The organism is Stenotrophomonas sp. TWI1409, assembly GCF_039673015.1.
Taxonomy (GTDB): Bacteria; Pseudomonadota; Gammaproteobacteria; order Xanthomonadales; family Xanthomonadaceae; genus Stenotrophomonas; species Stenotrophomonas maltophilia_A.
In genome coordinates this window covers 23271-49167 of record NZ_JBDJKU010000018.1, presented here as the reverse complement: position 1 = coordinate 49167, position 25897 = coordinate 23271, and the positions used below count along the sequence as shown (strand labels likewise).

The window sequence follows — 25897 nt, the reverse complement described above, 5'->3', positions numbered from 1 at the left end:
CTGCGGTCAACCGCGTGCGAACAGCTCCACGTAGTCCTTGGCCACGTGCGGCAACAGCACCGCCGCCGGTACATCGGCGGTCTGGGTGCCGTCCGAGTATGGACCCACCTGGTACGGCGGGAAAACAAAGCGCAGCGCGGTGATCTGCCCCTTGTCGTCGGTCAGCGGCTGGAACTGGCTGAAATTGTCGGCCTGCGGGCCGGTGCCGTCGGCAATCATTCGCGATGCGTTGCGCAGCGATTCCTGCAGCTGGGCCGGATCCATGTCCTCACCGCTGAGGCGGGTGGCCACGCGTTCACGCAGCTGGTCGGCGACGAAATCGCTGATCGCCTTCCAGCCCTTGGCATCGGCCACCAGCTTTTCGGCGCTGAGCATCTGCTGATGCTGCGGCAGCCACACGAATCGGGCCACCAGCGGTTCGCCATGGGCGCCACCGGTGTAGCGGCTGCCATCGGCACTGACCACCACCAGCTGCGGGGTTTCCAGCAGCTTCTCGAAGCTCAGCGACAGCTCGTACGGCATGGTCGGCTTGTCATTGCCCAGCCCGTCCAGCGCCTGTTGCAGGTCACTGCGCGCACTCGTCGCATAGCTCTGCAGGGCGCGGGCCAGGCCCGGGTAGCGGTCGATGCCGGCCGGGTAGCTGATACCCACCACTTCGCGCTCGTTGTTCTCGATCACGTCGCGCAGGTCCAGCGGCGCTTCCGTGGCCGGCGTTTCACCTGCGGCGGTGGCTTCGGCGGCGGGCGCCGCGTCGGTCGCCGGTGCCGGCTCGCTTTCACGCTGGCAACCGGCCAGCAACAGCACGCCCACCACGCCGGCCAGCACGCTGCCGTGCAATGGCCGGTTGTTTCCAATCTTCATCGGGATCCCCTGTTCATGTTTGCACATCATCGCCTGCCATGGCTGAAGCGTGGCCCGCTGGCATTCAGCCAACGAGCAGGTCGTGGTACTCCTCATGCCGCTGCAGGAAGGCCTCGGCGTAGGAACACGCCGGCACCACCTTGTACTTCTGCTCACGGGCAAAACGCAGCGCCACACGGGTCAGCTCACCGGCGATGCCTCGGCCGGCAATCGGCTCGGGCACCTCGGTATGCGTGATGACCATGCGCCTGCGTTTGATCTGGTAGTCCAGCACCGCCAGCTGTCCGCGCACACGGGCGGTGAAGCGATGGTTGGCCAGGTCGTGTTCGACCTCGTAGGCCAGACCGGGGGGCGTGACCGAAGCCATGGAACTGTCTCCTGCGGCGACTGCGTGGATGGTGCGCAGCCGGGCGCCATGATCGCGTGAAGCCTGAACAGGGGCAAGTCCGTTCCATTCACGTCAGTTTGCGACCCTCAAGCTGGAGCGCTGGCGGCCGCTATCGCCTGTGGAGGGGTACGGCCAGGCTGGCACGGCCCTTGCGACCGTTGATCATGCGCACCACCGCGGAGGCTCCGATGCACCCCAGCGATTCCCATTCAGATACCGACCGCGCCCTGCTGGAGGGCCTGCTGCAACTGGCGGTGGAGGGGCAGACCCAGGACCAGGATTTCCAGCGCATCGGCGAAGAAGTGTTCGCCCGCCTGCTGGATACCTACGGTCAGCAGCCCACGCTCTGAAACAGCGGGGGCGGATCGCTGCCGATCCGCCCCGCTCCCGTCATCAACCGCCGCCGAGGCGGAAGGTCGGGTTGGAGAGTTCGCGCAGGAAGTGAGTGAAGATGCTCGGCTGCATGGCCAGCATGAAGATCACGCCGAACGCCGCGCCTGCCAGGTGCGCGCTGTGGTTGATGCGGTCACCGCCGCGCTTGTCCATCCAGATGCTGTAGCCGACGTAGAACGCGGCGTAGACGATGGCCGGCGCCGGGATGAAGAACACCAGGATGATCGACCACGGCTTGATCAGGATGAAGGCGAACAGCACCGCCGACACCGCACCGGACGCACCCAGGCTGAGGTAGTTCGGGTTCTTCTGGTTCTTCAGGTAGCTGGGCAGGATCGAGACCAGCAGCGCACCGATGTAGAACGCCGGGTAGGTCAGGTAGCTGCCGGTCAGCTGCACCATCACGCTCTCGATGAATCCCCCGAAGAAGAACAGGGTGATCATGTTGAAGATCAGGTGCGACCAGTCGGCGTGGATGAAGCCATAGGTCACCAGCCGGTCGTACTGGCGGTGACGGTCGATGGCCGGCGGCCACAGGATCAGGCGGTCGGCCAGCTTGCGGTTGTTGAACGCCATCCACGAAAGGATGGCGGTGATGGCGATCAACAGCAGATTGACGGGGGTCATGTCAGGCTCAGGCGCTACGGTAGTTGTCGACCATACGATAGCGTTTCGCATACCAACCGAAGGCCAACGCCGCGACGAAGGCGAAACCGGCGAAGAAGAACATCAGGAACGCCGCCTCGCTCAGGCCCGTACTGGCGATCTTGTGGGTCACCGCATCGTTGCGCACCGCCGCGTTGGACAGCAGCACCCACAGGTTGCCGATGGTGGTGGTCAGGTTCCAGAAGCTCATCACCACGCCCTTCATCGCCTGCGGCGCCTGGCTGTAGGCGAACTCCAGGCCGGTGGCCGAGACCAGCACCTCACCGAAGGTCAGCAGCGCATACGGCAGCATCTGCCAGAAGATCGACATGGCGTTGCCCCCGTCCATCACCACCTGGATGCCGCCGACCACGATCCAGGCCAGACCGCTGAAGGCGATGCCGGCGGTCATGCGGCGCAGCGCGGTCGGCTCGAAGCCGAAGCGGCGCAGGGCCGGGTACAGCACCAGGTTGTTGAACGGAATCAGGATCATCACCAGCAGCGGGTTCAGTGCCTGCATCTGCGAGGCGGTGAACCAGCTCGGCATCTGCATCTGCTGGCCCTGCAGGACCCAGGTCGAGGCCTTCTGGTCGAACAGCGAGAAAAACGGCGTGGTCAGCGCGAAGATCACCAGCACCCGCAGCACCGAGCGCACGCCTTCGACGGCTTCGGCCGGATGCTGACCACGGGCGCGATCGAGCTGCAGCCAAGTGCCACCGCCGATACCGGCCAGGATCGATACCAGCGCCAGGCACAGGCAGATGACAATGCCCAACGAGCCAACCAAGCCGAACGAGGCCACTGCCAGCACCAGGCCGAGCACGGCGATCACCAGGCCCGGACGGCCCTGGCCGGCCACGCGCGTGGTCAGTGCGGTACGCACCACGTTGGCGAACGAATGCGGATCCTTCGGCGGCAGCGGCACCAGCACGTAGCGCTTGCGGCCCAGCCAGAACACGAAGGTGGCGATGAACATCAGGATGCCCGGGATGCCGAACGCCCACTGCGGGCCCCAGTTCTTCAGCACCAGCGGGATCAGCAGCGAGGCGAACAGCGAGCCGAAGTTGATGATCCAGTAGAAGGCGTCGAAGACGATCTTGGCCAGGTGCTTGTTGCTCTGGTCGAACTGGTCGCCCATGAACGAGGCCACCAGCGGCTTGATGCCACCGGCACCGAGCGCGATCAGGCCCAGGCCGAGGAAGAAGCCCTCGCGGCTGTTCTCGAACAGCGCCAGGCACAGGTGGCCGGCACAGTAGACCAGGCTGAACCAGAGAATGGTGTGGTACTTGCCGAAGAACCTGTCGGCCAGCCAGCCTCCGAGCAGCGGGAAGAAATACACGCCGATCATGAAGCTGTGCATGATGTCCTTGGCTTCACCGGCACGGCCTTCCGCAGTGATTTCCTGCAGCAGCAGCGAGGTGATCAGGAACTGCACCAGGATGTTGCGCATCCCGTAGAAACTGAACCGCTCGCAGGCCTCATTGCCGATGATGTACGGGATCTGGCGCGGCATCTTTCCCTGGCCGGCGATGGGGGCAACTGCGTCGTGGCTCATCCTGTAAGGCAATCCTGCAAAGCGAAAGGCGCAAGATTACCGGAAGCAGGGCTTGCGAAGCACGCTGCAGGGCTGCATGACAACGGTGCCAATCCATGGCAGGCAGCGACACTCCGTGCCGGAAGTCACGGCACCTGCACGACAAAAGCGTAAACTTATCGTTATGCGCCCCCTCGCCCCCGCCCGTCTCCTGCTCAGTTGCCTGGTGCTGCTGATGGCGTTGCAGGCACAGGCGCGGCCGCAGGCAACGGCCACCGCCGCCAGCGAGAGCGAGCCCCGGCAACTCACCGTGGCCGCGCTGGAACTGCCCAGCCGCGATGACGCGCAATGGAAGTTGCGCCGTGAGCAGGTCGCACAGTTGCTGACCGATCTGCAGCCGGACGTGATCTCGGTGCAGCAGGTGCTGCAGCAGCAGGGCCGCAATCCGGCCTGCTGGCTGGCCAGCCGGCTGCGCTACAGCTGCGACTTCGTTACCGCCGATCCGCCCAGCCAGCCGTTGCGGCATGGCAACGCGATGCTGACCCGGCTGCCGGTCAGCGAGGATGGCGTGACCCTGCTGCACCCACCCGGCACCTTCAGCGCCGCCGGCATGATGCGGCTGAAGCTGGGCGAGGCACTGGTCAACATCTATGTGGCACGGCTGCGCCCGGACCCGGACGAGGCCACCGCCCGCCAGCATCAGACCAGCGACCTGATGACCTGGATCGGCGCCACCGCCGAGGGCATGCCCAGCCTGATCGCCGGCGATTTCTCCGCCAACACGGTGGAACTGGTGCGCAGTACGCCCGGCTTCCAGCCGGCCCGGCGCAATCCCGGCGGCCGCGCCGAGGCGCCTGCGGCCAGTGGCGGTGGCAGCAGTGGCCATGGCCTGGATGTGCTGTTCCAGGTCAAGCACTTCGGCGGCATCCGCCAGCAGCCGATCCTGCTGCCAGCCGACGGCGACCTGCCCGGCCTGCGCCTGGGCGTGATGGCCACCCTGCGGCTGCAGGGCGCGGAATAGGTAGTGCCGGCCGCTGTCCGGCTCCTCGGGTACCACACGATGTGCCGGCGGCGGGGGGCCCCCGGGGTACCCACCCTCGGGCGGGCCAGCGGCCGGCACTACCGAATGACTCCTGCAACAGAAAAGGCCGGGGTCTCCCCCGGCCTTCTCAGTTCATCCCGTTACCGCGATCAGGCGATCGCTTCCTGGTAACGGCGCTCGACTTCGTTCCAGTCGATGACGTTGAAGAACGCGCCGATGTATTCCGGACGACGGTTCTGGTACTTCAGGTAGTACGCGTGTTCCCACACGTCCAGGCCGAGGATGGGGGTGTTGCCTTCCATCAGCGGGCTGTCCTGGTTGCCGGTGCTCTCGACCACGACCTTCTTGTCCGGGGTCACGCTCAGCCACGCCCAGCCGCTGCCGAAACGGGTCAGCGCCGCCTTGGTGAAGGCGTCCTTGAACTTGTCGAAGCCGCCCAGGTCCTTGTCGATGGCCTTGGCCACGTCGCCCACCGGGTTGCCGCCAGCATTCGGAGCCATCACGGTCCAGAACAGCGAGTGGTTGGCATGGCCGCCACCATTGTTGCGCACCGGACCCTGCAGGTTCTCCGGCAGCGACTTGAGCTTCTTCACCAGTTCTTCGACCGGCAGGTCAGCGTACTCGGTGCCTTCCAGCGCCGCGTTGACGTTGTTGATGTAGGTCTGGTGATGCTTGGTGTGATGGATTTCCATCGTCGCCGCATCGATATGCGGTTCCAGCGCGTCGTAGGCGTAGGACAGCTTGGGCAGGGTATAGGCCATGATGCATCTCCTGATTGCGAGGGCACCCGACGGTGTCGGGCGTTGCGCGGTGAATGATGGGGACAGACCACCAGATTACCAAGGGGGATGTAAAGGAAATTGCGTCCTGCCAGTGAGCATGACGGCAATTGTTACGCAGCAGTGACGCGACGGCGTCCTCATGCACCGTGCAGCGCACAGGCGCTACAGTGCCCGCACCACCCTCGCCCGCCCCTGCTCATGCGCAACCCCCGGCTGCTGATCACCGCCATCGCCCTGCTGCTGCTCGGCCTGGTCGTCAACCATTTCATGCAGCGCCCACCGGCGCCGCAGTTCGCGCCGGACCTGCAGGGTGCGCCTGCCGCGCGCGCGCCGGCCACGGCCACGCCCGCAACCGACAACGACAGCGGCCTGCCCGCATTCCTGCCCGCCGAAGCCCGGCAGACCATCGCCCTGATCCAGCGTGGCGGCCCGTTCCCGCACCGCCAGGACGGCAGCACCTTCGGCAACCGCGAGCAGCAGCTGCCGCAGCGCCCGCGCGGCTACTACCGCGAATACACCGTCGACACCCCCGGTGCGCGTACCCGCGGCACGCGCCGCATCGTCACCGGTGGCGATCCGCCGGAGGCGTGGTACTACACCGACGACCACTACACATCGTTCCGCAGCTTCACCGTACCGGCCCAGGGAGCGCAGCAATGAGCCACGATGATTTCGGCCTCGGCCTGCATGACATCAACAATGCCGGCGTCTACGCCATCGACAGCGACGACATCGGCGCACTGGCCGCTGCGATGCGCGATGCCGGGCTGAAGGTGATCCGCATCGACCTGGAAGGCGTGGCCGACAAGCGCACCCTGCTGGCCCGGCTGGCCGCGCAACTGGATTTCCCTGCCGGCTTCGGCGGCAACTGGGATGCGCTGTCGGACAACCTGCGCGACCTGCAGTGGCTTCCGGCCAACGGCTACGCGCTGTTCCTGGCCGACGTGGACACGTTGCGCGCCTCCACGCAGAAGGATTTCGACACGTTGCTGGACGTAATGGACGAAGCCAGCCGCGACTGGGTTGGCCGCGACGTGCCGTTCTGGGTGTTCCTGTCGCAGAGCGCGTAAGCGCAATGCCGTGGTAGATGCCGACCTTGGTCGGCGCTTCTGTGCCAACCAAGGTTGGCACCTACCAAAGCGCGGGCCGGCCAGCAGGTTGGCGGAGACGTGCCGTTCTGGGTGTTTCTGTCGCAGAGCGCGTGAGGTCACCACCCAGGTAGAGGCCGACCTTGGTCGGCGCTTCTGTGCCAACCAAGGTTGGCACCTACCAAAGCGCGAGCCGGCCAGCAGGTTGGCGGAGACGTGCCGTTCTGGATGTTTCTGTCGCAGAGCGCGTGAGGTCACCACCCAGGTAGAGGCCGACCTTGGTCGGCGCACGTGCATCCGGTAGATGCCGACCTCGGTCGGCGCACGTGCATCCGGTAGATGCCGACCTCGGTCGGCGCGTCTGTGCCAACCAAGGTTGGCACCTACCAAAGCGCGAGCCGGCCAGTGGGTTGGCGGAGACCTGCCGTTCTGGATGTTTCTGTCGCAGAGCGCGTGAGGTCATCGCCCAGGTAGAGGCCGACCTTGGTCGGCGCTTCTGTGCCAACCAAGGTTGGCACCTACCAAAGCGCGCCAGCATGGCCGTCACATCCCGCGATGGGTCCATCGAAAAGTCCCCTTGTTGTTCAAGGGGGCGCGCCAACGGCGCGGGGATAAGGAAACATGCGTGGACAACGGGAGCCGTTAGCGGCTCCCGTTATCTTCCTGCAGCTCTTTCTTGAACGGGATGTCCGGCGGCGGTCGTGCCACCGCTGGCTGGTCCTGCATGTTCGGATTGGTCAGGCCACAGCCACCACCGGCCTGCAGGATCGAGATCACGCAGGAGATCTTCGTGCTGGTACCCGGCAATGGAATCTCCATCGCCTTGACGCCCTTGCGCACCCATTCGGCCAGCAGCGATTCCTGCGGCACCCAGTACTTGTCGAACGAAGTGGGCGTGTAGTCGTACGGCGGTCGCTTCAACCAGGTGCCCGATTGCGCGATGCGTTCCTTGCTCCAGCCGTCGTTGGCGCCACCTGGCGCACCGCGCTCGGCACGCCCCTCGCCTTCCTGGCCCGGCACGCGGACGCTGCCATCGGCATTGAACAGGCCACTGCCCTTGCCGCTGGTACTGGCCTGGCGGGCGCCCTTGTCGGCGCCGTCCTGGTTGCGGCTCGATGCCCCCCAGTCATCGCCCTTGGCGGGCGTGGCCCAGTTGCCCGGATTGGGGGCCGGGCGCGCTCCAGCCTGGGCCGGGGTCGTGCTGGATGCAGCAGGCCGCGCAGCGCTGCTGCTCGCCTGCGTCGCGCTGCCACTGGCTGCCGGCGCGGGCGTTGCCGCGGGTGCATTGCCACTGGAAGACGAAGGGGCTGCCGCCGGTGCCGAGGCTACTTCGCGCTCGCGCACCTGTACGTCACGACCCGCCGGCGCATGCACTGCCGGTTCACGACCGGCGACGGTCGCCATCCGCACCTGCGGATCGACCACCGCCTGCACTTCACGCTCGCGCACCTGTACGTCCCGCTGCGGCACGCGCACCTGCACATCGGCCGTGCGCAGTGGCTGCGACACCGCCGGTGCATCGACCGTACTGACTTCGCGCTCCTGCACCGGGATGTCACGCAGCTGCGGCGTCCGCACCGCGATCTGCGGCGCACGCATCACGGTTGGGGTTGGCGGCGCCTGCACCGGCTGCACGCTGCGCTCGCGCACCGTGGGTGTGGTGTCACGCGGCACGATGCTGACCTCGGTGCGCGGCACGCTGACCGGCGGCACCACGAAATCCGTGCTGGCCTGCGCCACTTCGGTGGCCTGCACCGGCGACGGTGGCGGGGCCGCAAGCGGGGCCGGCTCGGCTTCGGCCGGCGGCGACGGCACGCTGGCTGCCGGTGCTGGAGCCGGTGCAGGCGCAGGCGCCGACGCGGCCGCAGGTCGCGGCTCAGGTGCAGTCGCGGCCCCTGCTGCCTGGCCGGCGGCAACCTGGCCGGCCGGTGCAGCCGCAGCCGCCTCGGCACCCGGCTGATCGCCTCCGCCCTCCTGGGAGGCGCGGCCGACGAATTCCACCTGCACACGCTCGCCTTCGGCGCCCCCTGCTTCCGGTGCCGTGGTGCGGATCACCGCAACCCACAGCAGCAGCATGAAGAACAGCAGGTGCAGCAGCGCGCTGGCCAACGCCGAGGTCCAGCGCATCCAGCGCTGATCGCGCGGCGCAGCATCCCAGTCCTGCCAGAACAACCGGCGCAGCGCCTGCCACGGCGACAGCCGGGGTGATTGGCCCGGCGCTCCAGGCAGCGGGCGCGGCAGCAATACCGCAATCACTTCGCGGGCGTGGAACGGCCGCGGCAGCGGGCCCAGCGAGCGCAGCCACAGCGCCCAGCCATAGGGCAGGCGCGTGGACTTCTCGAGGACGGCGCGTGGCTGCTGGCGGGCCAGCAGCAGTTCGATGAGTTGCTCGGCCCGGGTCAGAGGCACGCGTCAGCGGTCAGGCGACGTTGCCGCGCGGGATATACGGCGCGTGGCCGCTGTCATGGTCGGTCGCGTCGCGCACGGCGGTCACGCCCGGCACACGGCCCATCAGGGTCTTCTCGATGCCCTGCTTGAGCGTCACGTCGGCCATGCCACAGCCCTGGCAGCCACCACCGAAGCGAAGCAGCACCACGCCGTCGGACGAGACTTCCTGCACGGCCACCTTGCCACCATGCGAGGCCAGCTGCGGATTGACTTCGTTTTCCACCACCCAGTGCACGCGCTCGACCAGCGAAGCGGCATCGCCGGGGGCCTCACCCTTGATGCGCGGCGCCTTGATGGTCAACTGCTGGGTACCGGCGGTGCCGGCGACGATGTCGATCTCGGCGCCATCGAGCCAGCCGACACTGCTCGCATCGACGTAGAGGGTGAAGCCATCGCAGTCCACCGCCCACTCGTCACCGAGCAGGTCGGTCGGTTCGGCGAATTCCAGCCTGGCATCGGCGCGCGGCGTACCAGGGTCGACGGCACTCAGGCGCACGCCCATGCCGGGCACGCCCTCGCGTTCGATCAACTTGCGGAAATGGGTCTGGGCAGTGTCGGAGATCTGGATCATCAGGCTATTCTAGCCAAGTAAGCGTCAGCCGCTCATTCGATTTATACACCGTCCGGCGCATTGTTCAGTCAACACGAGGTGGAGATTCCCATGGCCGACCTGATTCCACTGGCCCAGGCCCGTTGCGTGCCGCGCAAAGGCAGCGACCACAAGCTCGGCGAAGCCCGCCTGGCCGAACTGCTGCCGCAGATTCCCGGCTGGGAGCTGAGCGAGGGCGGGCAGGCCCTGTTGCGCACTTTCCGCTTCAAGGATTACTACGCCACCATGGCCTTCGTGAACGCGCTGGCCTGGATTGCCCACCGCGAGGACCACCATCCGGACCTGGGCGTGCACTACGACCGCGCGGTCGTGCGCTTCTCCACCCACGATGTGGGCGGCCTGAGCGAGAACGACTTCATCTGTGCGGCGAAGACTTCGGCCCTGACGGAGCAACTGCCATGAACGTACGTTTGCTGAGCCTGTCCCTGATCGCTGCGACCGGCCTGGCCGGCTGTGGCGCGTCCGAACCAGCGGCACCACCACCGCCGCCGCCCACCGAAGTGGCTGCGGTGAAGACACCGCCGCCGCAGTACCCGCTTGAGCTGGCCTGCATGGGTGTGGGCGGCACCAGCACCTTCAAGGTGACCATCGGCACCGATGGCAAGCCGAGCGAAGTGGCTCTGCTGACCGGCGCCGGCAACCCCCAGCTGGACGAGCTGGCCAGGACCGCCGTGCAGGGCTGGCAGTTCAATGCCGCCACCCGCAACGGCCAGCCGGTGCCGGCCACGATCCAGGTGCCGGTGAGCTTCAACCCGCCGCAGCCGAAGCCGGACCAGTGCTTCGCCATCGAAGAACGCCTGCGCCGCGGCGGCTGATCGCGCGCGCCCCGACGAGGCCAGCCGACGCCCGCCTCGCCCTCCCCGCCCCGCGTTCATCCGGGGCGGTTGTCTGTTGACCAGGACCGCGTCGGTACATGCTGCAGATTCCCCCCGAAAATGTCTGGATCGCACTGGCGGTCACCCTCGCGGCCGGCCTGGCCACCGCCATCGGCAGCCTGCTGGTGCTGTTCTCGCGCCGCCCCAACCCGCGCCTGCTGGCCTTCGGCCTGGCCTTCGCCGGCGGTGCGATGGTCTATGTGTCGCTGTCGGAGATCCTCAACAAGTCCATTGCCTCGTTCGCACTGGCCTATGGCGAGCGCACCGGCTTCACCTACGGCACTCTGGCCTTCCTGCTGGGCGTGATCGTGATCGTGCTGATCGACCACTTCATCCCCAACCCGCATGACAGCCTGGACAAGCAGGACCCGGCGTTCCGCGAGAACAGCCGCGAGTATCTGAAGCGCGTCGCCCTGCTGACCTCGATCGCGATCACCGCGCACAACTTCCCGGAAGGGTTGGCAACCTTCTTCGCGACGCTGGAAAGCCCGTCGGTGGGCATGCCACTGGCCTTCGCCATCGCCATCCACAACATCCCCGAGGGCATTGCGATTGCAGTGCCGGTGTACTTCGCCACCCAGAACAAGCTGTATGCATTCAGCGCCAGCCTGCTGTCAGGCTTGGCCGAACCGGTAGGCGCGGCGCTGGGCTACTGGCTGCTGTCCGGGTCGCTGTCGCACGCCACCTTCGGCTGGGTGTTCGGGCTGATCGCCGGCGTGATGGTGTTCCTGGCACTGGACGAGCTGCTGCCGGCGGCCAAGCGCTATGCCAAGGGCCACGAAACGGTGTACGGGCTGGTGGCGGGCATGGGCACGCTGGCGATCAGCCTGGTGCTGTTCAAGTGGTGAGGGGTTTGCGGCCAACGGGCTGAGCCCCCTCGTGGCTGGTACGTCCCGCAGCATCGAGAGGTCACGGGCGGGGGCGGCTTGCAGGGGACGCCGTGAATCCATCCATGGAGGCTTGGCCGCCGCATCCATGCGGCGGACACCCCTGCAAGCCGCCCCCGCCCGTGCCCCGTCATTTTTCTGTGCGTGCCAGCCACGCGATGAAAGAATAAGAAAGCGAAGCCCGCGCTGCGCGCGCGAGTCGAGCGTCGCTCGACTCTACAAAGGCTACGTGCGGGTATGGGTCTACGCTGCGGCTGTCTGGTCCGCCTAGCCGAGCACCGCAGGTCCGGCGAGCGTGAAGAGGCGCGGGTGTCTGAGCGCAGCGAGTTCCGCGCCGCCCCTCGGCGGACCGAGGAGCGCAGGGCACCGGCGCGCAGCGCCGGCTCGCGGATGGCGGCGTGTTTCTTTGGTTACTTTCTTTGCACGAGCAAAGAAAGTGACAAGCCCACTCATCGCAGGGAAGCGACGGCGCCGACCAAGCACCCGGCGCCGCCGAACCGCCGTCAGCGCAGCCGGTCCAGCGCCTCGACCAGCTCATCGGCCAGCGGCGCGTTCAGCACGTACGGGCTCTTGCCGTCGTCCAGCGCGAACTCCAGCGAGGCCGCGTGCAGGAACAGACGCTTCAGCCCGATCTGCTCACGAAGCCGCTTGTTGACCGCAGGATCGCCGTATTTGTCGTCTCCAGCCACCGGATGCCCCAGATGCTGGGCATGCACGCGGATCTGGTGGGTACGGCCGGTCTCGATGCGGACTTCGCAGTAGGAATGACCACCGCGACGCTCCAGCACACGGAAGTGGCTGATCGATTCCTTGCCGATCGCATTGACCTGCACATGGCGCTCGCCGCCCTGGCGCAGGCCCACGTGCAGCGGCGCATCGACCGTCATCACGCCGTCCGGCATGCGCCCGGCCAGCAGGGTCAGGTAGCGCTTGCGGATGCCGGCGCCGTGATCTTCACGCAGCAGCGCCTGCAGTTCGCTCAGCGCGGAGCGCTTCTTGGCCACGATCAGCAGGCCCGAGGTGTCTCGATCCAACCGGTGGACCAGCTCGAGGGTCTGGCCTGGGCGCAGGGCCCGCAGAGTCTCGATGGCACCGAAACTGATGCCGCTGCCGCCATGGCTGGCCACGCCAGTGGGCTTGTTCAGGGCCAGCAGGCGGGCATCCTCGAAGACGATGGCCTGCTCCAGGCGGCGCATGAACGCCTCCGGCGGACCGGCCTTGTCTCCCTCTTCGGTGAGACGGACCGGCGGCACACGCACCTCATCACCCGCCTCGAGCTTGCGTTCGGCCTTGGCGCGGCCACCATTCACCCGTACCTGGCCGCTGCGCACCAGCTTGTAGACCAGGCTGCGCGGGGCACCCTTCAGCTGGCCGAGCAGGAAGTTGTCCAGGCGCTGGCCGGCACGGTCGGCGGGAACGGTGATCATGCGCACGGAAGGCTTGTCGCCAGCGGGTTTGGTGGGGTCTTGGGCAGTCATCAGGCTGTTTATTCTGTTACACTCGGGGGGCGAGATAAGGGATTGATTTCGTTGGAAGTTACTCAGGGCCAGAAGCCCAGCTTCCGACGAATCCGGCACAGTGCGCGACCACCGCCCGCGGGGCGGCCATGTTAGCGGCTCACCGGCCTTCCCGGCCATCGCCGGATGCCTGACACGCAACCGTGCTGAACATGTCCCGCGTGGCGCTCCAGCCTGGCTGACAGCTGCCTGCGGCCTGTAACACCCCAAAACCCATAAGAGTGAAGCGCTCCCGCGGCCTGCCGTGGTGTCGTAGCGCTGGAAACCCAAGCCGCCCTCCCCGCGCTTGCGCGAATGGGCGGCGAACCGTGTCCAGAGGCGAAACCCCATGGCGTTCCGCGCGGTAGCCGCTTGCGAGGAACGCAACAATGAAGCGAATGCTGATCAACGCCACGCAGGCTGAAGAGCTGCGTGTTGCCATCGTGGATGGCCAGTCGTTGTATGACATCGACATCGAGCAGCCGTCGAAGGAACAGAAGAAGTCCAACATCTACAAGGGCCGGATCTTCCGCATCGAGCCCTCGCTGGAAGCGGCCTTCGTTGAATACGGTGGCGGCCGCCATGGCTTCCTGCCGCTGAAGGAAATCTCCCGCGATTACTTCCAGGCCGGTGTCGACCACAACAAGGCCGGCATCCGCGAACTGCTGAAGGAAGGCCAGGAGATCGTTGTCCAGGTCGACAAGGAAGAGCGTGGCAACAAGGGCGCCGCCCTGACCACGTTCATCTCGCTGGCCGGCCGCTACATGGTGCTGATGCCGAACTCGCCCAGCGCCGGCGGTGTCTCCCGTCGCATCGAGGGCGAAGACCGGGCCGCCCTGAAGGACGCCCTGGACAAGCTGAACATCCCCGACGACATGGGCGTGATCATCCGTACCGCCGGCGTCGGCCGCGATGCGGAAGAGCTGCAGTGGGATCTGGATTACCTGCTCAACGTCTGGCGCGCCATCGCCGAAGCCGCATTGAGCAAGCCGGCCCCGTTCCTGATCTACCAGGAATCGCGCCTGATCGTGCGCGCCCTGCGTGACTACCTGCGCGCCGACATCGGCGAGATCCTGGTGGACACCGAGGAGATGTACGAGCACGCCCGCGAGTTCATGCAGCAGGTGATGCCGCAGACCCTGCGCAAGCTCAAGCATTACAAGGACGACATCCCGCTGTTCAACCGCTTCCAGATCGAATCGCAGATCGAAGGCGCCTACGAGCGCAACGTGCGCCTGCCGTCGGGCGGCTCGATCGTGGTCGACCAGACCGAAGCGCTGACCGCCGTCGACGTGAACTCCTCGCGCGCCACCAAGGGCAGCGACATCGAGGACACCGCCTTCCAGACCAACCTGGAAGCGGCCGAGGAAGTGGCCCGCCAGCTGCGCCTGCGTGACCTGGGCGGCCTGGTGGTGATCGATTTCATCGACATGGCCTCCAACAAGCACCAGCGTGAGGTCGAGAACCGCCTGGCCAACGCGCTGAAGTACGACCGTGCGCGCGTGCAGGTCGGCCGCATCTCGCGCTTCGGCCTGCTGGAAATGAGCCGCCAGCGCCTGCGCCCGAGCCTGGGCGAATCGAGCCAGATCGTCTGCCCGCGTTGCGACGGCCACGGCCGCATGCGCAGCGTCGAGTCGCTGTCGCTGTCGATCATCCGCGTCGCCGAAGAGCATGCGATGAAGGAGAACACCGGGCAGGTGCTGGTGCAGGCCCCGGTGGAGATCGCCAATTACCTGCTGAACGAGAAGCGCAGCGCCCTGCGCGAGATCGAACAGCGCCACGAGGCGCCGATCGTGATCGTCGCCGACGAGCAGCTGCACACCCCGCACTACACCGTCACCCGCCTGCGTGAGAACGAGCTGGGTGAAGAGAGCAACAAGCCCAGCTACCAGCGCGGCACCCCGCGCAAGCTGCCGGTGCACGCGCTGACCAAGGGTCAGCTGAACATCCCGCCGCCGGCGGTGACCCAGGTCAAGCACACCTCCCCCGCCCCGGTACGCGAGGAAGTGGAGCCGGCCGCAGCGGCACCGGCCCCGGTCGTGGCAGCGCCGGTTGCAGCGGCCCCGAGCGGCGGCGTGATCGGTTGGCTCAAGCGCGTGTTCGGTGGCGAACCGGCGCCGGCACCGGCACCGGCGGCTCCGGTCGCCCGCCAGCAGCAGGACGGCGGCCGCAAGGACCGCAACAAGGATCGCAACAAGGACCGCAAGGACCGTCGCGACGACAACCGTGGCAACGGCGGCAACGGCAACGCGCAGCAGCAGAAGGACGGCGGCAACCGCAAGGAGCGCGGTGAGCAACGCAGCAAGGACGGCCGCAACGGTAACAACGGCAATGCCCAGCAGCAGCCGCAGCAGGGCAAGCAGAAGGAGCCGCAGCAGAAGGATGGCCAGCAGCAGCCGCAGCAGCAGAACAAGCCGCGCAACGAGCAGCAGGGCCAGAACCCGCAGCAGCCGAAGCTGAAGCAGCCGAAGCAGCCGCGCCCGCAGCAGGACGGTGACAAGCCGGCCGAGAAGCCGCAGCGCAACGCCGCAGAAGCACCGGCCGAAGCCGTGACCGCGGCTGCAGCCGTGGCCGCCACGGCGGTCGCTGCCAATGCGGTGACCGCGCAGGAAGCGACCGCGCCGGTTGCTCCGGTGGCCGCCGCTCCGGCGGAAGCCGCAGCACCGGTCGACACGACTGCCAACACCGCCAGCGAGGCCGAGGTGGTTGCGGTTGCCGGTGAAGAGGCTGCAACCGACGCCAATGGCGAGCAGACCGGCGAAGGCGCGACCCGCCGTCGTCGCGGCCGTCGCGGTGGCCGTCGCCGTCGTCGCGGTGGCGCCGAGAATGCCGCCGGCAGCGACGCCCTGGGCGATGACCAGGACGATGGTGACGACGGTGACGACGCCGACGGCGCCGAGCCGAGCGTCGACAGCACTGCCGGCACTGCGCCGGTCGCTGCTGCGCAGCCGGCCCGTTCGCAGCCGGAGTTCGACTTCGATGACGAAGCCGAACCGGCCGCTGCCGACGCCGCAAAGCCGGTCCGTGCTGCCGCCGCTGTTGCCGCCGCACCGGTTGCCGTGGTGAGCAGCGCTGTGGTCGAAGCCGCCGCCCCGGTCGTGGCTGAAGTGCAGGCCCCGGTCGAAGCTGCTGCGAAGACCGAAGCGGTGTCCTCGCCGGTGCAGACCAGCATGCTCGATGCCATCGACGCCGCGACCCCGGCCCAGCCGGTAGCCGCTGCCGCGCCGGTGACCGAAGCAAAGCCGGTCGCGGTTGAAGCCGCCCTGGTGGTTGAAGCCGCTCCGGTGATCGAAGCGAAGCCGGCGGCGGTCGAGGCTGCGCCGGTGGTTGAAGCCAAGCCGGTGGCCGTTGAGGCCGCACCGGTGGTTGAAGCCAAGCCGGTGGCCGTTGAGGCCGCGCCGGTGGTTGAAGCCAAGCCGGTGGCCGTTGAGGCCACGCCGGTGGTTGAAGCCAAGCCGGTCGTCGAGCCCGTCGTGGCCGCCGAACAGTCGGTCGCTCCGGTGGCGGTGGAAGCCGCGCCGATCGAGGCCGCTGCCCCGGTCGCCGAAGCGGTGGTGACGCCGTCGATCGACCCGGTCGCCGATGGCCATGCCGACGCTGCGGCCCAGGCCGCAGAAGCCAAGACCGATGAAGAAGACGAAGAGGCCGCCAAGCGCACGCCGCCGGCGAACTGATCGCTCCTTGATCGCGTGAAACGAAACGGCGGGGATCAATGATCCCCGCCGTTTTTGTGTGTGCGTTTGGCGCTGGCTTCGCTTTGGTAGAAGCCAACCTTGGTTGGCGCCGTTGATTGAGTGCACGTGGACACGCACGCGCCAACCGAGGTTGGCACCTACCAGGGCACACCCCGCACACGGTCACTGCTTTGGTGGAGGCCAACCAGCGCACAACCCGCGCACGGTCACTGCTTTGGTAGAGGCCAACCTTGGTTGGCGCCGTTGATTCAGTGCACGCGGACACGTTCGTGCCAACCAAGGTTGGCACCTGCCGGAGCCTGCTCCGTCAGGGCTTCGGTGCGAACTGCAGGCGGGTCCACACGCCGTAGTGGTCCGAGGCCCAGCGTCCGCTGTCATCGGGCTGGTCGAACAGCAGCTTCGCCTCACGCGCGACCATCTCGTCCTGCTGGAAGAAGATGTGGTCGATCCGCGAAGGCGCCTGGTAATAGTGGCGGTTGAGCGTACTGACCCCGGACAGGTCGGTGTTGACGTGCACGCTGCCGTAGCTGTCGCCGTAGTGGCTGCGCAGCTCGCTCAGGTCGCCGGCATCCACCAGCGCATTGAAGTCGCCCGCGATCACCACCGGCGCACCGGCCGACGTCGTGGTGATGAAGCGCAGCAGGTCCTCGACCTGGGTGCGACGGATGCGCTGCCCACTCTCATCGCTGCGCTCGTTCAGATGCGTGGCGTAGACGTTCACCGGCATACCGTCGACGTCGATGCGCAGGTGAGCCACGGTGCGGTAGTCGTCCAACGGCAGCAGCAGATGATCCCCCTGGGCGAGGATCGGCCGCCGGGTCAGCAGCGCATTGCCGTAGCGCTTGGGTGCCCCGACCGGATCGGTGGACACGAACACGTACTTGTAGCCGAGTTGGCTGGCCAGCCATTGCGCCTGGTTTCGCACGTCGCGGCGCTGGATCACCTCCTGCAGGGCAACCGCATCCGGCTGCAGGCGCTTGAGCTCGGCCAGGATGGTGCGGCGCCGGCTCGGCCAGTCTTCGCGGTCATGATGCAGGTTGAAGGTGACCATGCTCATGCCCGCTGCGCTGGCAACGTCGGGCGCCGCGTTCGCGGCAGCCGGCTCGGCCGCCATCACCGCGCTCGGCACTGCCAATGCAATTGCCAGCCCCAGGGCACGCACCGACGTGCGCACCCCTGCCCCCTGTTGCTTCATCGTTACTGCCCCTTGCGTTCGGCTCGGCGCACTGCGCTCGGTACGTCGATCTCAACCCGCGCCGGCAGCTGGTGCACGTGCAGTTCCTTGTTGACCCACTCGGCTGCTTCGCCGTTGATACTCGCCTCGCCCGGATCACCGGCGTATGGCCACGGCAACACCACGCCTCCCACCGGTGGCACCAGGCCCGGCTGCACCTCCAGCACCAGCTGCTTGTCGCTGCGCTGCAGGCGGTAGTTGAGCTGGCCCTGCGGCGTACGCAGGCCTTGCACGGCGATGCCCTCGCCCTGCAGCCACGCGGTCGGTACGCCGGCGGCCAGCACCAGTGACTCGTCCATGTCGCGGTTGTAGGCGAACATGTCCAAGGCCGAGCGCACGAAGTCCGAGGCCACCCAGGCATGCGGCAGGTCACCGACGAAGAACGGCCTGCGCGGCGTGCGCGAAACTACTTCGGCCCACTGGTTCCAGGCCTGCGGTGCGCGGTCCTTGAAGAAGAACTCGGTGGCCTGCCAAGCGCGATCGCGCCAGCCCAGGCGCACGAACGCGGCCACGTTGCGCCACTCGTACGGGGTGTAGTCCTTCCACTCGCGCTTGCCGTCGCGACGGGCAACGAACTCGTTCCAGTAGCGTTCGAAGGTCGCCTCCAGCGCCTGCTGCGGCAACCTGCCCTGTTCGCCGCCCGGGGCCAGTGCGATGGTCGTCGACGTCGCGTCGAAGTCACCCAGCTCGGCCGAGCCCGGCAGGTAGTCGATGTTGTGCTGCTGCATCGCCGACAGCAGCGAGGCCTGCAGGTCATCACGGAACTGGTCACGCGATTCGGCGATCTGCATCGCCTCGACCTTGCCCAGCTGGGTCGCCAGCAGGGCCGCGTCCTTGTAGCCGCGCAGTGCCCAGAAGTTGTCCCAGTACGAGTGCATCGGCTTGGCCGAATAGCCTTCGTGGCTGATCGAGGCCGGCATCATGCCGTAGAAGGCCGGGTTGCGTGCGCGGTTCTCCTCAGTGCGCTCGCTGGCGCGCAGCTGCTCCATGTAGCCGTAGGCGCCCTGCACATGCGGCCACATCAGCTCGGTGAAAGTGCTGTCGCCGGTGTAGCGCCCGTACTCGGCGATGCTGTAGATCAACTCGCCATGGCTGTCGTTCTCCGGCACCGGGTCGCTGCCGCGGGCATCGACGCAGCACGGCACCTTGCCGTTCTCGAACTGATACGGCGCATACCAGTTGATGTAGTCGCGCACCGCATCACTGCGGCCCATGCGCAACAGGCCCTCGGAAATCATCGCGCCATCGCGGATCCAGCTGCGCGCATACGAACGCGTGCCCGGCTGCAGGCGTGGGCCGACGCGCGAGATCAGCATGTGCGCGACCGCGGTGCGCAGGGTATCCACCAGCGCCTGGCCCGCAGCCGGCACCTGCAGCGAGACCACGCCCAGCTTCTTGCGCCACTGCTCGGCCACCTGCGCCTGCGCCTTGGCCACGTCCAGCGCCTGCGGTGCCCAGCCACCGGTCTGTGGCAGCACCACCGCCACTTCACGGCTCTGGCCGGGCTCCAGCTTGATCGTGTACATCAGCGCACCCGACGCCATGCCGGTGCTGTCCTTCACCGCTGTGGTCGCCGGGTACGTGCCGCTTTCCAGATGCATCGCATCAAGCTTGCCGTCGAACGTACTGGCAAAGCGCGCGTCCGGCACCTGCAGCGGGTAGATGCGCGGCTCACCGTTGACCCGCACCAGCTGCTCACCCACGTCCAGTGCATCGATGCGGCTGAAACCACCGACGGTGTTGAGGAACTGGGTGGGCGGGTTGACCTGCCACGGGCGGATCGCCAGCGCCAGGGTGTACTCGTGCGCGACCTTGTCCGGATTGCTCAGGCGGTAGCGGCCGATCAGCTGCGCGCGCTCCGGCGTACCCTGCACGAAGCTGGTCACTGCCAGGCCGACCTTCTCATGCACCCAGTCGACGTTGGCGATCGGCAGGTAGTGATCCTGCAGCGACTGGGTGATGGCCACCTTCGACCAGTCCAGAAGCTTGCCATCGAGGCGGATGAACGGCTCGATGCTGAAGCTGCCCTTGGCCGGCTCCAGTGCGCCATCCTCGCTGATCAATGCCTGTTCCTGGCCACCATCAAGGCCGAGCAGGGTCCAGTACGGCTGCTCGCCCACATAGGCACGAGGCAGCGAGCCCCGTGGCAGGTCGGCGGCGACCGAGGACAGGAATGCGTTCGGGGTGGAAGCAAAGGCCAGCGGCTTGAGCGCGATGTCGCGGATGCCGTAGCGCCAGTTCGGGCCGTCCTGCAGATCGAAGCGCACGTAGCGCGCATCGGTGTCCGGCAGCGCCAGCCAGTCGCGGCCACCGGCACCACTGGTGACTTCGCGCACGGTGCGCCAGTCGCGGCCATCCTCGGAGGTGCGCACGGTGTAGCGGCGGGCTTCCAGGTTCGGCAGCCAGTCGATCACCGCACCACCGATCTCGCGGCTCTTGTGCAGGTCCAGGCTGATGGTCTGCTGCTTGACGCCACCGCTGATCCAGAACGTATCGCTCTTGCCGTCGATCATGCGGTCCTGCAGCGCGGTGGCGGTATCGGCGATCACCGACGGCACCAGCGCCGAGTCATCCTGGACTGGCAGGCCCTGCAGGGTCAGCTTGTCGAAGCACACCGTGCCGCGGCCGCCGACCTTGCTGTAGATCGTGAACTCGACCGCAGCGCTGCGTGCCATCTCCTTCTCGGGAGACGGCCCCCACGCCTTGTCGATCTGGCGACGGCGATACTCGACCGGCGTCCACGCCTTGGGGAAACTGTAGCCGGGACGATTGACCCACCAGACGTTGTCGCCGCTGGCATCGATCAGCTTGAACTGCAGGTCGTTGCCCGGTGAATCACCGCGCAGCTGGAAACCGAAACGGTAATTGACCGGGTAGTCGATGTTCAGCGCGCGGCGGATGCCGACGTAACCGGAGACATCGTGGAAGTCATAGTCCAGGCACAGCGCGCGGCCACCACCGGCGCCGCTGACCGGTCGCAGCGATCCGCTGACCTGGTCGGACAGCACCAGCTTCCAGGCTGCGATGTCGTCGAAGTCGTCCAGCACCTTCGGTGCCGGCAGCGCCGGTGGTGCGGCGATCGCCAGGGAGGTCCACAACAGGCCCAGTCCAACGGCGATCGCTCGCTTCATCCTTTGACGCTCCCCAGCAACAGACCTTGGATGTAGTACCGCTGCAGCACCAGGAACAGCGCCAGCACCGGAACCACGGTGACCACCGCGCCGGCCATCATCATTTCCACGTCCATGATGTGCTCGCGCGAGAGGGTGGCCAGCGCCACCGGCAAAGTGTAGTGCTCCTGGTCGGTCAACACGATCAACGGCCACATGAAATCGTTCCATGCGCCCATGAAGGTGAAGATCGCCAGGGTCACCAGCACCGGCTTGAGCATCGGCAGCACGATCTGGAAGAAGATCCGCAGCTCCCCTGCCCCGTCGATGCGGGCCGCTTCCAGCAGTTCGTCAGGAATGGAACGCGCGTACTGGCGCACCAGGAAGATGCCGAACACGCTGGCCAGCGCCGGCACGATCACGCCGCCGAAACTGTTGACCAGACCGAGCTGTTTCATCAACAGGAACAGCGGCAGCATCGCCACCTGGGCCGGAATCACCAGCGCCGCCATCAGCACCTGGAACAGGCGCTCGCGGCCGACGAAGTTCAGCTTGGCGAAGGCATAGCCGGCCATGGTGTTGAGCAGCAGCGAACCCAGGGTGATGCCGACCGACACCAGCAGGCTGTTGGCGAAGTTGCCGCCCATGCCGGTGCGCGCGAACAACTCATGGTAGTTGCGCGTGGTGATGCTGGACGGCAGCAGCGGCGGCGGGAAATGGGTCGCCTCGCCCTGTGGCATGAACGAAACCGAGAGCATCCACAGCAGCGGTGCCAGGCTGACCAGGGCCAGCACCAGCAACGCACCATTGATCAACCACGGGTACCAGCGCGACTGGCCGATTTCACGACTCATACCAACTGCCTCTTGCGGCCGAAACGCAGCATCACGGTGGTCACCGCCAGGATGATCAGGAACAGCAGAAACGCCACCGCGGAGGCGCGTCCCAGGTTCCACCACTTGAAGCCTTCCTCGAACATGAAATACAGCACGCTGACGGTGCTCTGCAGTGGGTCGCCGCGGGTCATCACATACGGTTCGGCGAACAGCTGGAAGTAGCCGGACACGGTGATCACGCCGACCACCAGCAGCACCGGGCCGAGCATCGGCAGGGTGATGTGCAGGAACTGCTTCCAGCGCGAGGCACCGTCGATGCGGGCGGCCTCGTACAGGTCATGCGGGATGGCCTGCAGGCCGGCCAGGAAGATCACCATGTTGTAGCCGAAGTTCTTCCATACTGCGAACAGCATGATGGTCGGCATCGCCCAGTTGGGATCACCCAGCCAGTCGATCGGGCTGATGCCCAGGTGGCCCAGGCCGTAGTTCACCAGGCCGTAGCTGGTATGGAACAGGTAGCGCCAGATCACCGCCACTGCCACCAGTGTGGTCACCACCGGCGCGAACAGCGCGGTGCGGAACAGCGCCTTGAAACGCGCGGCAGGTGCATTCAGCAGCATCGCTGCGCCCAGCGACACGCCGATCGACAACGGCACGCCGATCAACACGAAGTAGGTGGTGTTCCACAGCGACTTCCAGAACATCGGCGTCTGCAGCAGATCGATGTAGTTGCCGAGGCCGACGAAGCGCAGGTTGCTGCTGTCGGCCAAGGCATACAGGTCGAAATCGGTCACGCTCAGCGCCAGCGCCGAGGCGACCGGCAGGCCGAAGAACATGCCCAGCACGATCAGCGAGGGACCGGCGAAAACCCAGCCGGCAAGCGAGGTACGTTTCATTGCGCGCTCCCGGCGGCCACGGCACTGCTCGATTGCGGCGACGGCACGCGCTGCTGCAGGCGTTGTTGTTCATGCATCCAGCGGCGCTTGGCCAGCACCTTGTCCACGCGCTGGTCCAGCTCTTCCACGGCCTTGTCCTGCGCCAGGCCACCACGCACCACCTTCTCGGTGACGATGCGCATTTCCTGCACGATGCGCTCCCACTCAAGCACCTTCGGTGTCGGCTTGACCCGCTCCAGCTGGTCACGGAACGCAGCGGCCAGCGGATCGTTGGCCAGCGACGGCGCGTTCCAGGTACTGCGGCGCGGCGGCAGGTCGCCGATGATCGAATGGAAGCGCGCCTGGATTTCGGGTCGCGACAGGAACTCGATCAGCTTCCACGACGCCTCCTTCTGCTGCGACTTGCGGAAGATCACCAGGCTGGTACCACCGGCAATACCGGCGCCCGGGCCGTCCGGACCCGGCAGCGCGGCCGTACCCCACTGCCCTTCCAGTTCCTTCGGCTGCAGCTTCTTGAACTCACGGATGTTCCACGGGCCGGAAATGTAGAACACGTTGAAGCCGCGGAAGAACTCATCCCAGACGTTGGAGATCTGCGTCTCGGACATCTTCGGCGCCCAGCCCTGCTCGAACATGTTGGCGTAGAAGGCCAGCGTGCGACGGAAGCCCGGGCTGGCGAAATTGCCGCGGGTGTCGTCGTCGCGCAGCAACGGATCAGGCTGCTGCAGTGCCAGCGAAAGCTGCTGCTCGAACTCGTTGATCGGCATCAGCACCGCATAGCGGTTCGGGCCCTGCATGCGCTTGATCGCCGCCATCTGCTCGTCCCACTCCTGCCAGGTGCGCGGCGGGTGGTCGTAGCCGGCCTTGGCCAGCAGGTCCTTGCGGTAGTAGATCAGGCGGGTATCGACATACCACGGCACGCCTACCAGTTCGCCGTGGATCACATTGGTATCCCAGATGCCCTGGAAATAGTCCTTCGGGTCGACCACGGACGAACGCTGCACGAACGGCTGCAGCGGCGTCAGCGCGTCCAGTTCGGCGAACTCCGGCACCCAGGTGTTGCCCAGCTGGCACACGTCCGGCAGGCCGTCCGCGGCGAACGCGGTCAGCAGCTTCTCGTGCGCGGCGGTCCACGGAATGTTCTGCACATCCACCTTGATGCCCGGATTCTCGGCCTCGAATTCATGGATCAGCTCGCTGACCACCTCGGCTTCGCGGCCCATCGCCCAGAAGCGCACGGTGGTGGTGCCCGGTTCGGTACGGGCGCAGCCGGCCACGGCCAACACGGCCAGGGCAGGCAGCGCCCAGCGGCGCAGGCGGTCGATCCAGTTCGGCATCGGGTTACTTGCCCTGGCCTGTATTGCGGTTGGCATTGTTCTTCTGTTCCTGCGCGGCAGCCGCGCGTGATTCGGCGATACCCACCGCGCGTGCCGCCGCGGCCTTTTCGTCTTTCTGCAGTTCCAGCGGCTGGAACGAACCTTCCGGTGCCAGCCAGCCACCGCTGAACCCGGCCCGTTCCAGGCCCTTGCGGATGTACGGGTTCTTCTTCATCACTTCCCAGACGAAGTCATCGCGGTAGTTGGCGATCATGGTCAGGATCGGGCCTTGGTCGATGGCGATGTAATCGCTGGCGACCCAGCCGCGATCCGGCACCAGGCGACCGGTCTTGATCGGGATGTCGTAGTTGAAGCTGGGGTTGAACGAATCCAGGAAACCGTAGCTGGAATAGATGTAGTCGCCGTAGCGCTTGTGCATTTCCAGCGTGGCCGGGATCACCTGCTCAGGTGCGAACACCACCGAGGCGATCGCGGCGGTGGGGGCAATGGTGCCGTCATCGAAGTTCTCGCGCAGGCCGGCGCCGCGCGAGGAGTAGTGGCGGAACTGGCGCTGCTCGCCGCGGTACTCCTGGGTGGTGTTCTGCGGGCCGTCGCTGGCGGTCAGGCCCCATACGTTCTCGCCATAGTCCTTCCACTGCATCGGGTTGGCGATGGCGTACTCGCGCTGGGCCAGCGCAGCCGAGCGGCTGTTGAGGAAGTAGGTGCTGCCGCGCTCGCGCATGTACGCGTCCTGGATATCGCGGAAGTCGATCCAGACATGGCTGTACTGGTGGCCGAACAGCGGGCCGAAGGACAGGTATTCCTGGCCCTGGTAGACGCCCCAGTCGTTGTCGTAGGTGCGCGTCCACACCGTCCACGCATCCGGGCTGACCGGGTGCGTCGGCGACCCCAGGGCGAGGATGTAGACCATCATCGCCTCGTTGTAGCCCATCCAGTCGTGGTCGATGAAGCCGCTCTCCGGGAACCAGCCCATCGAGATCAGCGGCGCACGCTGCTGCAGCCACGGCCAGTCGACCTTCTTGTACAACGTGTCGGCGATCTGGCGGATCTCCTTCTCGCGCGGATCGTCACCGTCGTAGTACGACTGCGCGAACAGCACGCCCATCATCAGCAGCGCGGTATCCACCGAGGACAGTTCAACCCAGCTGTCGTAGCGACGCCCTTCCTGCATGTCCAGGAAGTGGTAGTAGAAACCCTTGTAGCCGGCCTTGCCGGTGCGCTGCGGGCCCATCGGCACGTCGCGGAAGAACTTCAGCGTGGTCAGGGTGCGGTCGATCGCCTGGTTGCGGCTGACCCAGCCGTTCTCGATGCCGATCGGATAGGCGGTCAGCGCGAAGCCGACCGAGGCGATGCTGGCGAACGGCCGCGACGGATAGCGGTCCGGGGTCAGGCCGTTGATCTCGTTGGTGGTATCCCAGAAGAACTGGAAGGTACGGCGCTCGATGTCATCGAACAACGGCGGCAGCACCGGCTTCATCGGCCGCGGCGGTGCGTCGGCCTCGATCAGGATCACCGGCGGCCGCGGCTTGGCAGGTTCCTGCTGGGCCGGCTGGCAGGCGGCCACGGCCAGGCTCAACGCTGCGGCGGACAACAGATGGCGTGCCTGCATGGCGCGATTTCTCCGGTGGTCTGATCGATGGGAAAGCATACCGTCCAATGATCTGAAATCGTTTACAAGATGCGTTCTGAAAAAACCACGAAAAACGTGGTTTGACACCGCGATCATTGCCCATGCCGCTG

General features: G+C 66.5%; 22 protein-coding genes. 8 read left to right on the top strand and 14 right to left on the bottom strand.

Going from position 1 to position 25897, the window contains the following annotated elements; translation table 11 throughout:
• Positions 1 to 6: 6 nt before the first annotated feature.
• Together ABE423_RS08135 and ABE423_RS08130 are read right to left on the bottom strand one after the other, a co-directional pair.
• Positions 7 to 888, bottom strand: coding sequence for a DUF3298 domain-containing protein (locus ABE423_RS08135; RefSeq protein ID WP_346485697.1), 882 nt, complete (start codon positions 886 to 888; stop codon positions 7 to 9).
• Positions 889 to 925: 37 nt separating this feature from the next.
• A complete protein-coding gene (locus ABE423_RS08130) occupies positions 926 to 1228 on the bottom strand; it encodes a GNAT family N-acetyltransferase (protein ID WP_006455911.1) in 303 nt (100 codons plus the stop codon).
• 209 nt (positions 1229 to 1437) lie between these two features.
• Between ABE423_RS08130 and ABE423_RS08125 the strand changes: the two genes are divergently transcribed.
• Positions 1438 to 1599: a hypothetical protein gene (locus ABE423_RS08125; RefSeq protein WP_165929939.1), complete on the top strand. Its 162-nt coding sequence runs from the start codon at positions 1438 to 1440 to the stop codon at positions 1597 to 1599.
• A gap of 43 nt (positions 1600 to 1642) precedes the next feature.
• Here ABE423_RS08125 and ABE423_RS08120 read toward each other — a convergent pair whose 3' ends face one another.
• A complete protein-coding gene (locus tag ABE423_RS08120) occupies positions 1643 to 2269 on the bottom strand; it encodes a rhomboid family intramembrane serine protease (RefSeq protein WP_010486760.1) in 627 nt (208 codons plus the stop codon).
• A 7-nt stretch (positions 2270 to 2276) separates the two neighbouring features.
• Positions 2277 to 3842, bottom strand: a complete 1566-nt coding sequence (locus ABE423_RS08115; protein ID WP_032129657.1) for an oligopeptide:H+ symporter — start codon at positions 3840 to 3842, stop codon at positions 2277 to 2279.
• A 163-nt stretch (positions 3843 to 4005) separates the two neighbouring features.
• On the opposite strand from ABE423_RS08115, the gene ABE423_RS08110 reads away from it, so the two are divergent.
• Positions 4006 to 4842, top strand: coding sequence for an endonuclease/exonuclease/phosphatase family protein (locus tag ABE423_RS08110; protein WP_125895480.1), 837 nt, complete (start codon positions 4006 to 4008; stop codon positions 4840 to 4842).
• Between the two features lie 170 nt (positions 4843 to 5012).
• On the opposite strand, the gene ABE423_RS08105 is transcribed toward ABE423_RS08110, so the two are convergent.
• Positions 5013 to 5624 carry a superoxide dismutase gene (locus tag ABE423_RS08105; protein WP_005410310.1) on the bottom strand — a complete coding sequence of 204 codons (612 nt, stop codon included), beginning with the start codon at positions 5622 to 5624 and terminating at the stop codon, positions 5013 to 5015.
• Between the two features lie 219 nt (positions 5625 to 5843).
• Between ABE423_RS08105 and ABE423_RS08100 the strand changes: the two genes are divergently transcribed.
• Positions 5844 to 6305, top strand: coding sequence for a ribonuclease domain-containing protein (locus ABE423_RS08100; RefSeq protein ID WP_125895479.1), 462 nt, complete (start codon positions 5844 to 5846; stop codon positions 6303 to 6305).
• Positions 6302 to 6715 carry a barstar family protein gene (locus tag ABE423_RS08095; protein WP_032129660.1) on the top strand — a complete coding sequence of 138 codons (414 nt, stop codon included), beginning with the start codon at positions 6302 to 6304 and terminating at the stop codon, positions 6713 to 6715. The genes ABE423_RS08100 and ABE423_RS08095 overlap by 4 nt, the downstream gene beginning before the upstream one ends.
• Before the next feature lie 660 nt (positions 6716 to 7375).
• Here ABE423_RS08095 and ABE423_RS08090 read toward each other — a convergent pair.
• The gene (locus ABE423_RS08090) at positions 7376 to 9142 is read right to left on the bottom strand and encodes a hypothetical protein (RefSeq protein WP_125895478.1); all 1767 of its coding nucleotides are present in this window, start codon (positions 9140 to 9142) and stop codon (positions 7376 to 7378) included.
• Positions 9143 to 9152: 10 nt separating this feature from the next.
• The gene (locus ABE423_RS08085; RefSeq protein WP_125895477.1) at positions 9153 to 9752 is read right to left on the bottom strand and encodes an NfuA family Fe-S biogenesis protein; all 600 of its coding nucleotides are present in this window, start codon (positions 9750 to 9752) and stop codon (positions 9153 to 9155) included.
• A gap of 90 nt (positions 9753 to 9842) precedes the next feature.
• Here ABE423_RS08085 and ABE423_RS08080 point away from each other — a divergent pair, with 90 nt between their 5' ends.
• The 3 genes from ABE423_RS08080 to zupT all read left to right on the top strand — a co-directional run bounded on the left by ABE423_RS08080 (position 9843) and on the right by zupT (position 11514).
• Positions 9843 to 10193 carry a 4a-hydroxytetrahydrobiopterin dehydratase gene (locus tag ABE423_RS08080; RefSeq protein ID WP_100440645.1) on the top strand — a complete coding sequence of 117 codons (351 nt, stop codon included), beginning with the start codon at positions 9843 to 9845 and terminating at the stop codon, positions 10191 to 10193.
• On the top strand, positions 10190 to 10606 hold the full coding sequence (locus ABE423_RS08075) for an energy transducer TonB (protein ID WP_032129663.1): 417 nt from the start codon (positions 10190 to 10192) through the stop codon (positions 10604 to 10606). The genes ABE423_RS08080 and ABE423_RS08075 overlap by 4 nt, the downstream gene beginning before the upstream one ends.
• A gap of 98 nt (positions 10607 to 10704) precedes the next feature.
• Entirely contained in the window at positions 10705 to 11514 is an 810-nt protein-coding gene (zupT, locus tag ABE423_RS08070; protein ID WP_049399991.1) for a zinc transporter ZupT, read from the top strand.
• Positions 11515 to 12056: 542 nt separating this feature from the next.
• On the opposite strand, the gene ABE423_RS08065 is transcribed toward zupT, so the two are convergent.
• On the bottom strand, positions 12057 to 13031 hold the full coding sequence (locus ABE423_RS08065) for an RluA family pseudouridine synthase (protein ID WP_049401092.1): 975 nt from the start codon (positions 13029 to 13031) through the stop codon (positions 12057 to 12059).
• Positions 13032 to 13438: 407 nt separating this feature from the next.
• Here ABE423_RS08065 and rne point away from each other — a divergent pair, with 407 nt between their 5' ends.
• Positions 13439 to 16723 carry a ribonuclease E gene (gene rne / locus ABE423_RS08060; RefSeq protein ID WP_346485679.1) on the top strand — a complete coding sequence of 1095 codons (3285 nt, stop codon included), beginning with the start codon at positions 13439 to 13441 and terminating at the stop codon, positions 16721 to 16723.
• 328 nt (positions 16724 to 17051) lie between these two features.
• Here the strand turns inward: rne and ABE423_RS08055 are convergent, their stop codons facing one another.
• Genes ABE423_RS08055 through ABE423_RS08030 form a run of 6 tightly spaced genes read right to left on the bottom strand, consistent with a single transcriptional unit; the run spans position 17052 to position 25766 of the window.
• The gene (locus tag ABE423_RS08055) at positions 17052 to 17939 is read right to left on the bottom strand and encodes an endonuclease/exonuclease/phosphatase family protein (RefSeq protein WP_125894421.1); all 888 of its coding nucleotides are present in this window, start codon (positions 17937 to 17939) and stop codon (positions 17052 to 17054) included.
• A gap of 2 nt (positions 17940 to 17941) precedes the next feature.
• Positions 17942 to 21109, bottom strand: a complete 3168-nt coding sequence (locus tag ABE423_RS08050; protein WP_125894423.1) for a discoidin domain-containing protein — start codon at positions 21107 to 21109, stop codon at positions 17942 to 17944.
• Positions 21106 to 21942, bottom strand: a complete 837-nt coding sequence (locus ABE423_RS08045; protein WP_006378064.1) for a carbohydrate ABC transporter permease — start codon at positions 21940 to 21942, stop codon at positions 21106 to 21108. Before ABE423_RS08045 ends, ABE423_RS08050 begins: the two co-directional genes overlap by 4 nt.
• Positions 21939 to 22820, bottom strand: a complete 882-nt coding sequence (locus ABE423_RS08040; protein ID WP_032129770.1) for a sugar ABC transporter permease — start codon at positions 22818 to 22820, stop codon at positions 21939 to 21941. The genes ABE423_RS08045 and ABE423_RS08040 overlap by 4 nt, the downstream gene beginning before the upstream one ends.
• Positions 22817 to 24157 (bottom strand): sugar ABC transporter substrate-binding protein, encoded by a 1341-nt coding sequence (locus tag ABE423_RS08035; protein WP_032129771.1) that lies wholly within the window; start codon positions 24155 to 24157, stop codon positions 22817 to 22819. Before ABE423_RS08035 ends, ABE423_RS08040 begins: the two co-directional genes overlap by 4 nt.
• A gap of 4 nt (positions 24158 to 24161) precedes the next feature.
• Positions 24162 to 25766: a glucoamylase family protein gene (locus ABE423_RS08030; protein WP_032129772.1), complete on the bottom strand. Its 1605-nt coding sequence runs from the start codon at positions 25764 to 25766 to the stop codon at positions 24162 to 24164.
• Positions 25767 to 25897 lie beyond the last annotated feature (131 nt).